At 31.8% G+C, this 8595-nt stretch carries 10 protein-coding genes; 1 reads left to right on the top strand and 9 read right to left on the bottom strand.

Features of this window, described 5'->3' with window-relative positions:
• Positions 1-99: 99 nt before the first annotated feature.
• The 5 genes from RWM24_RS05905 to RWM24_RS05925 form a co-directional block, all read right to left on the bottom strand.
• Positions 100-729, bottom strand: coding sequence for a TIGR01906 family membrane protein (locus tag RWM24_RS05905; protein WP_314112460.1), 630 nt, complete (start codon positions 727-729; stop codon positions 100-102).
• A 2-nt stretch (positions 730-731) separates the two neighbouring features.
• Positions 732-1511, bottom strand: coding sequence for a TIGR01457 family HAD-type hydrolase (locus tag RWM24_RS05910; protein WP_314112462.1), 780 nt, complete (start codon positions 1509-1511; stop codon positions 732-734).
• Between the two features lies 1 nt (position 1512).
• On the bottom strand, positions 1513-2301 hold the full coding sequence (locus tag RWM24_RS05915; protein ID WP_314112464.1) for a YutD family protein: 789 nt from the start codon (positions 2299-2301) through the stop codon (positions 1513-1515).
• 18 nt (positions 2302-2319) lie between these two features.
• Positions 2320-2808: a Cys-tRNA(Pro) deacylase gene (gene ybaK, locus RWM24_RS05920; protein WP_314112466.1), complete on the bottom strand. Its 489-nt coding sequence runs from the start codon at positions 2806-2808 to the stop codon at positions 2320-2322.
• 135 nt (positions 2809-2943) lie between these two features.
• Complete coding sequence (locus RWM24_RS05925; RefSeq protein ID WP_314077848.1) at positions 2944-4521, bottom strand: peptide chain release factor 3; 1578 nt, start codon at positions 4519-4521, stop codon at positions 2944-2946.
• Between the two features lie 228 nt (positions 4522-4749).
• Between RWM24_RS05925 and nrdI the strand changes: the two genes are divergently transcribed.
• Positions 4750-5214 (top strand): class Ib ribonucleoside-diphosphate reductase assembly flavoprotein NrdI, encoded by a 465-nt coding sequence (nrdI, locus tag RWM24_RS05930; RefSeq protein ID WP_314112468.1) that lies wholly within the window; start codon positions 4750-4752, stop codon positions 5212-5214.
• Here nrdI and RWM24_RS05935 read toward each other — a convergent pair.
• The 4 genes from RWM24_RS05935 to RWM24_RS05950 form a co-directional block, all read right to left on the bottom strand.
• Positions 5200-5592 (bottom strand): DUF1016 N-terminal domain-containing protein, encoded by a 393-nt coding sequence (locus RWM24_RS05935; protein ID WP_314112470.1) that lies wholly within the window; start codon positions 5590-5592, stop codon positions 5200-5202. The two genes, nrdI and RWM24_RS05935, sit on opposite strands and share 15 nt — an antisense overlap.
• 357 nt (positions 5593-5949) lie before the next feature.
• Entirely contained in the window at positions 5950-6783 is an 834-nt protein-coding gene (locus RWM24_RS05940; RefSeq protein WP_314112472.1) for a nucleotidyl transferase AbiEii/AbiGii toxin family protein, read from the bottom strand.
• Positions 6776-7372, bottom strand: coding sequence for a type IV toxin-antitoxin system AbiEi family antitoxin domain-containing protein (locus RWM24_RS05945; RefSeq protein ID WP_314112474.1), 597 nt, complete (start codon positions 7370-7372; stop codon positions 6776-6778). The genes RWM24_RS05940 and RWM24_RS05945 overlap by 8 nt, the downstream gene beginning before the upstream one ends.
• Before the next feature lie 581 nt (positions 7373-7953).
• On the bottom strand, positions 7954-8595 hold a 642-nt coding region (locus tag RWM24_RS05950; protein ID WP_314112476.1), incomplete at its 5' end, for an LPXTG cell wall anchor domain-containing protein.

The raw sequence follows: 8595 nt of genomic DNA on the forward strand, positions 1-8595 counted from the left end.
TTTTTGAGTATGACAAAAGTGTAAAAGAAGTGTAAAAAAATATCTACCGCTTAAAGTCACCTCTAAACGATAGATAATCTCAAAATTTTATAGTTTTATTTACATCTGTTCCTGCTTTCGAATCCATCTCAGAATCCCCATAATTCCAAAGACAAGCCATAGAAATACGATTAAAAAACAAATCATAAAAAATTCTTCTGGTAATACTTCGATAATTGGATCTAATCGTGGATCAAAAATCCATGCGGAATTGTGAAAAAATAATTCGTGGAATTTTACAAAAATAACATCGAAAAAGCTCACTAAACAGACAACAAATAATAGTGAAGCATATAATATCCCTTTTAATGGAGTGAGTAATAGGAATAATTTTCTTTCTCTTTTAAACCTTCTTATCAAAACAAGTGAAACAATCGTAGAAATAGCTGCAATGACAAAATTAATCATGAATAATCGTTTCACTTCTTCAAAATGAAATAATCCTTGAGGAGAACTTGGAAAATCTGGCATCACTAATTCCTTAATCCATGGTCTTGTTAAATAAGAAATTAAGACATGATAATTCTCCATTAATGTTGCTGTAGAAATTCCACTATGCTGTTCTAAGCCAAATAGTGCAATCACTCCTCGAAATAATGGTTCGAAAAAGATGACAAAGGTAATCGCTGTACTTAATAAGAACAGTGCTAAAACGATAGAAAAACTCCATCTTCTAATGGTTGTAGACATTCTTATACCTTCCACTCACTTAAATTGTTCACTAGATGTGTAGGTTGTGCTACACCTTCTAAATCTTCTCTTGTAGAGAAACCTGTTAAAACCATTAATGTATCCATTCCATATTGGATTCCAGCTTGAATATCTGTTTGGTAGTTATCTCCCACCATTGCAATATCTTCTTTTGTAAAGTGTTGTTCTGGATATTGTTGATTTAAATAATTCAAAGCGAATTCCATAATAATGCTACTAGGTTTCCCCATCACAACTGGCTCTTGTTGTGTAGACATTTTTAAAAATGCTGTAATAGATCCAGATCCTGGAATAAATCCTTTTTCACTTGGAAGATTAGAGTCGATATTTGTTACAACAAATTTTGCTCCCGCACGAATCGCTAAAGTAGCAGCTTCTAATTCAGCGTAAGTTGTATCACGATTTAGTGACTGTAATACAACGTCTGGATTTTCTGCTACAAGTTCATATCCTCGTTCCACTGCTTGAGTTTTCAGTGCCTCTTCTCCGACAATCATTAATTTTTTGCCAAAGTTTTGACTTTCTAAAAAGTCCATGGCAGCAACTCCACTTGTATATACTTCATTTTTAGTCACTTCTACCCCATAATTTTCTCTCAAATTATCAGCAACTTGTTGTGGTGTTTTTGTAGCATTATTCGTTACAAATAAAAATGGAATATTGGCTGCTTGTAAGCGACGAATAAAGTCTTCTGCAGTTGGAATACGTTCTTTTCCTTTGTACATTGTTCCATCTAAATCAATAAAATATGCTTTATACATACTAATTCCCTCTTTTTTGTGGTTTTTCTCGAATATCAAATCTCTTATTAGGATGATTATTTTTTTGCTTCATTGGTGCATTTTTTTGAAATTTTGTTTGATCGACTTCCTTCATTGAAAAATTACGATTTTGACGTTTATTTTTCATTGGTTGTAGTGAAGATTGACTCTCTAGATGTAAACTTTCTTTATGCGTCATTTCTTTCAAACCAAAATCTTGTTTTGGTGCTTCTTTCACATCAAAATTACGTTTTTTAGAATTAAAACGATTATTTTTTTGTGAGTTTCCTTTAAAGTTCTTGTCTTCCACTCGTTCATTATTAAAACGCTTCGTATTTCGTTTTTGTTGTTTGTTTTTTGGACGTTTCGGTATTCCTTCTTCTTCTACCGCAACTGGTTTTACATTTGGATCTCTTTGAAGTACAAAATAACGACATCCAAAATTACAAAATTCGTATAAATACTCTTGTAAACAAGCAATATCCTTATCCGGAGTGGCTAGTCGATTTTTTGATGCATAAAATCCTTTTAGACGTAATTTTTCATGTCCCCAATCGCCAACAATGTATTCATACTTATCAAAAATATCTTGATAACGGGCATTAAAGGCGTCTAATTCAAATCCTTCACGATAATCCTCAACAATTTCATAATGGACTTCTTTAATTTTGACATGAGTTTCGTCTACCCAAAATACGACACGTTCCACTTCCTGTTCTTGTGGTGCAACGATTTCTTCTAAAACTTCATTTAGTTCAGTCATTGTTGTTTCTTCTTTTACTTCGCTCATATAAAATCCTTTCTTCGATTAATTTTCTAGATTATCAAACCATTCAGCTCTCGTTAGCTGTTGTAAATCTTGTGGTTTTAATTCCATTTGTATTCCTCTCTTACCTGCAGAAACTCGAATTGTCTCTTGTTCTTTAGCACGTAAGTCAATATAAGTTGGAAAACTTTTCTTCATTCCGACAGGTGAACATCCCCCTCGAATGTATCCAGTCAAACTTTCTAATTGAGCTACTGGGATTAGCTCTACTTTTTTATTGTTAGAAGCTTTTGCTAAAGCTTTCAAATTCAATTCATGGTCAGCTGCAACACAGGCTACTAAATACCCCGTTTTATCGCCATGTAAAACAATTGTTTTGTAGACTTGATCTACTGAAATGCCCATTTGTTCACTCACATGAACGGCATCTAAATGTTCTTCATCCCATTCATATTCAAAAATTTGATACTGAACTTTTTGACGTTCTACCATACGAATGGCATTTGTTTTAATATTTGCTTTCTTTTTCATAATCTCCAACTCCTACTGCATTAGTGTATCATATTTTCGCTTGAAAATCAGTTAGATTTCCCTAAAACATTCCTTACACAAAAGAAAACCGTAAAGAAAGAAACATTGTAGTTCTTCCTCTACGGCAGTTTTAAATTAGAATAATGATTTTAATTCAATCGATGGATGTTTATCTTTAAACCAATTCAAGGCAAATTGATTTTCGAATAAGAATACTGGCTGATCAAATCTGTCTCGACATAATAAGTTACGACTTGAAGACATATTTGGATCTAAGTCTGCTTCATCAATCCAACGAGCAATTTTGCTACCAATTGGAGTCATTACAACTTCCGCATTATATTCATTCATTAAACGATATTGGAATACTTCAAATTGTAATTGACCAACAGCTCCAAGAATATATTCTCCTGTATGGTAAGTTTTATATAATTGGATAGCTCCTTCTTGAACTAACTGCTCAATTCCTTTATGGAATGATTTTTGCTTCATTACATTTTTAGCAGCTACTTTATTGAATAATTCCGGTGTAAATTGTGGAAGTGGTTCAAATTGAATCGCTTGTTTACCACTATAAATCGTATCTCCAATTTGGAAATTCCCTGTATCATATAACCCGATAATATCCCCAGCAACCGCAGCTTTTACCGTTTCACGAGCATCTGCCATAAATTGCGTTGTATGAGATAATTTCATTTTCTTTTGAGAACGATTCACGGTAATATCCATTCCCGGTGTAAATTCTCCAGAACAAATTCGAACAAATGCAATACGATCTCGGTGAGCTGGATTCATATTTGCTTGAATTTTGAAAATAAATCCACTAAATTGTTCTTCTAATGGTTCAACTTTTTCACCAGATTCTGTTTTCTTAGCTGAAGGACTTGGTGCAAAATCTACAAAGGCATCTAAAAATGTTTGTACTCCAAACCCTGTTAAGGCTGAACCAAAGAATACTGGTGTTAATTTTCCATTTGCAATCGCTTCTTCACTAAAATCATTTCCTGCTTCTAATAATAATTGAGCATCTTCAATGGCTTGTTCATATAAAGTTGATTGTTTGAACGCATAATCCCCTTCCACTTCTCCATCTTCATTCAATGGTAAGAAGTCATTGTCTCCATTTTCTTCAGGATGCATTAATTCTACACGCTTATTATAAATATCATATAGCCCTAAAAATGTTTTCCCCATCCCCATTGGCCAGTTCATTGGATAAGCATCAATGCCTAATACTTCTTCTAATTCTGCAATCAACTCTAATGGTTCACGTCCATCACGGTCTAATTTATTAATAAAGGTAAAAATTGGAATACCACGCATACTACAAACTTCGAATAATTTCTTCGTTTGAGGCTCAATCCCTTTCGCACTGTCAATAACCATGACCGCACTGTCTACCGCCATTAATGTACGATACGTATCTTCAGAAAAGTCCTCGTGTCCTGGTGTATCTACGATATTAATATGATTCCCATCATATTCCACTTGCATTACAGAACTTGTTACAGAAATCCCACGTTGTTTTTCAATTTCCATCCAGTCTGATTTTGCGAATTTACCAGTTTTTTTCCCTTTAACCGTACCTGCTTGACGAATCGCTCCACCATATAATAATAATTGTTCAGTAATCGTTGTTTTCCCCGCATCCGGGTGAGAAATAATGGCAAAAGTCTTACGAGAAGAAACTTCTGCAGCTAATTGATTTGACATGTATTTATCTCCACTTCTATATTTTTTTTAATCGTTTTTGAGTATTATAGCTGATTTTACATGTTTTTAACTCCACTTCTATATTTTCCAAACGTTTCTATAGTATTATAGCCGATTTTACAGCTTTTGAAAAGCAAGGTCTTATGCATTTTCTCATTTCTAATATTCAAGAAACTCCATTGTTTTTTTAGTTATTTATGCTATGATAGTACAAAAGGGAGGGATTTTATGACTCAATCATTATCCATTGCATATATTAGCTTAACAGGCAATACTCATAGTTTTGTTACAAAATTAGTGGAGTATTTTAAATTTCAACAATCCTCTTTACACATCCAATTAATCAATGTTAAAGATATCATTCGGGATCGTATAGAATTTTTTGAAATAGAACATCCTACCATTGCTTTCCTTCCAACTTATTTAGAAGGTGGAAATGGTGTAGATACAGGCTATACTGAAATTCTAACCAATCCTCTTGGAGATTTCCTTGCCTACCATGATAATTACAAAAAATGCTTCGGCATTGTCGGTAGTGGAAATCGAAACTTTAACAAACAATTTTGTTTAACCGCTCGTCAATATTCTGAACGATTCAACTTCCCTGTACTAGATGAATTTGAATTACGAGGAAGTCAAAGAGATGTTGAACGAATTGGGCAAATGATACTTGAAAAATTAAATACTATATAGAAAAGAGACGATTTTACTCGTCTCTTTTGTTATTAGCTCCAAAGTCTTATGAAAATCATTGATTCGCATTTTTATCTCCTTCTTTTCCAAAACAAAATTTGAAAGCATATAACATTCATAATATCCGATATCTATCTGCCTTACCAGTTCACGATGAGTTAAATTCTCTTTAATCGCTAAGTTAATGTAAAATTCTCTTTCTTCTTTACTTTTAGATCCAGACATTATTTTCAAATGATTAGACCAGCTCAATTGTGTCAACAGTGTTGACACTTTTTTATCGTCACTGTACAACTCATAGAATTGTTTCATTCTGTATAGTCCTCTACAGTTAAATCCCTTTAATTCAGGATAGTTAATGGAGAAAAATTCAGTCATATTAGTATTTTGACTTCAAAAAAGATAACTCTCCGTACTATCACACACGTTTTACGTATTGGTATTACTACATCTTATAGCTCTATCAATCCAATCTGTAGACTTTCCCTAATTCTCTTTGATGTTTCTCCTGCAAGGTATTCTCTAATTAATATGTTATCTCTCTTTCTTCTTAGAACTGAATGCCTACCATAAGTATTTTTTTATGTAATTATCACCCCACTTCACAATTTACTCTTTCATACTATTTCATCCATCTCTATTTATTTAAGCATCTTCTAGTGATATTTCACTTTATATACGCAAAAAAGGGGAAAATATTTTTATTATAATTACGCAATCAATTCTAATTCAAAATTACATTGCAATCTCTATTAAAGTATTTAGACTATCTATAATCTCACTAAACTCAATTCCTTTTGCATATGGATTTTTATTTTGATATCTTTTCCATCTCTCAATAACTAAAGAATCCTTATTAATATGACTAACAATCACTTTTGCTTTATCCTTTGAAACTTCTGTTTTTCTATAACTAAATGTCATAGAGACTGCTACTTTAAGTTCCTTTATATTTATAACTTCGAATTTATTCTTCAAGATAGCATAGATATCATAAAAATCTTTACTTCTACTATTATTTTCTGCTCGAGTAAGTATTGTTTGAAGTTTTTCTGATAATACTGTTTCTAATGGATACATATTTAATTCAATAACATCACCCAAAATCGTACTATATCTTTCTAACCTTGGTAAAGGATAAATCGGATCTCCCGTAGCAATATCAATACTGAATGGAATTCTAATATTTTCTAAGTGCCCAATCACATGAAATCTAATGCCACCGTATTTATCTTCCGCTCTAATTTCATTGGCAGTATCATTTATTTCAAACCATATATCTTTTTTGTTAGTATCTCCCAATATTTCCTCTAAAATTTTTTTCAATTTTACTGTTTCTATAGGAAATCCCTTAACTAAAAAATCAATATCTTGTGTAGATCTATTTTGAACACCCAAAGAAAAAGTTAATAACATACCACCTTTAAGCATAAAATTTTCTCTATGAACACTAACAGAAATTATCTTTAAAAATTCATCAAAGAAAAATTTACTTAATACTAAATTATAATTTAAATCTAGTTCTTTTGCTTTATTCCTTAGTTTTTGAGTGATACTATCTTTATTCATATACAATCACCTCAAGTATTTCCTCTATTTTTTTTGCTATTCCAAAATCTTTTGCATATTTTCTCAGTTTCCATATATCTTTAGAATCTTTCTTAATGTACAAATTCCAAGCTTTTGAAAATATCTCTGGATCTTGATTTTTTCTATCTCTCACTAAGTCGCAAATCGTTCTCTCCATATCATATGCACACACAATATTTCCCATATCCGTTTTAATTTCAGCTTTACCTAATTCATACCATTCTTTTTTTACTTGATGGACAATAACCGAATCTTTAATACGCCATGCATTATAGCCTTGTTTTACTGTTACTTCGTTAACAAAAGGCAGTCTATCTGTTAATCTATGCAAATATAGTGCTGTTTGATAAGAATAAATGCAAGCCTTATTTTGAAGTTGAAAGAAGTAAAGTTCATCATAATTATCAAAATTTGGATCAAAATAAACACCTCTTACTACTCTTTCAAGCTCTCCTTTTTTCACCAAATTCGTAAGATACCATGAGTCAATTTTATTATCTGATACTTCCTTTGCTGTTATTATACCATTATTTTGTTTTATAATTTCTCTCATTTTATCTTTGTTCACCGTCAACACTTCCTTTTGTGCTTTATTATATTTTAAATAACGCACAAAAACAAGAATTTGTATATCTTATGTTTTCATTTAATTTACCTTAGTATAGAGAACATTTTGCAGATTATTTAATTATATTCGTTCTTTCATATTATTTCATCCCTCTCTATTATTTTGAAAGTATCTTCTAGTAGCAATCACTAGAAATTACACTTCACTTATATATACGAAAAAAAGTCAGAAAAATATTTTTTATTTACAAAAATTTCTATTAGATAAAAAGCACCTGCTGTAATATCTATTCTAGTTGTTTTTTCCCCATTGTATCTTAAAGGATATATTCTAAATTTCCTTTTTTAATTATTAGGATATGCGTATGTTTCTTTTTGTTGTTTTTTGATGAATGTTTAGTGGCACAATTTTTCTTCTCATTTTACTTCTTCCATTTCTACTTCTACTCGTGCTATAGAGGTAGTTCACATTGGATAACAGATACTCCCGTTATTGGACGCTTACTTTTTATACAAAAAATCCTGTCAGTGATTTCTCACCAACAGGATTTATCGAATCGTTATAGAACTTTTATTCTAATATTACTCTTCTTCTTTTTTCTTTGATGTAGCTACAAGACCTAGACTTGCTAACACAGTCATTGCTGCTGAACCAAAGATTGAAATTTCGTTACCCGTACCAGTATTTGGTAATACTTTTTGATTTGAACCTTTTGATTCTTGAGATGTATTTGAAGGATTTTCTTTTACATCTTCAGTTTGAGTTACAGTAGGTTGTTCTGAATTATTAGAAGGTACTACTGTCGGTTTTGAATCTTCTTGAGTATTATTTTGTTGTTTATCCTCTTTAGAGCTTTCAACAACTTCAACTGGAACAAATACTGTTGTTTCTTTTCCATCTGCTAATCTTAACGTTACTTTAGCAAATTTTCTACCTAATGTAGTTGTATCAGGTAATTCAATATTCATCACCGTAACAGTTTCTGGTAAGTTTAGTTTAGCAATGATATCAGCTTGAGTAATTGCTTTTCCAAGTTCAACTTGTACGACCCCAGTAACAGATGCTTGTAATGAACCTTCAAAAGCTAATGCTCCTTCTTTAGCACCTAGTGGATTGATTTTCGCAATATTTTCTTTACCATCTTCTAACACTTTGTTGATATCTTCTGATGTTGTTGCCTTATCAATTGCATTTTTCGCTGCTTCTGCTTCTTCTCTCGCTGC

The organism is uncultured Granulicatella sp., from assembly GCF_963516875.1.
Classification (GTDB): Bacteria; Bacillota; Bacilli; order Lactobacillales; family Aerococcaceae; genus Granulicatella.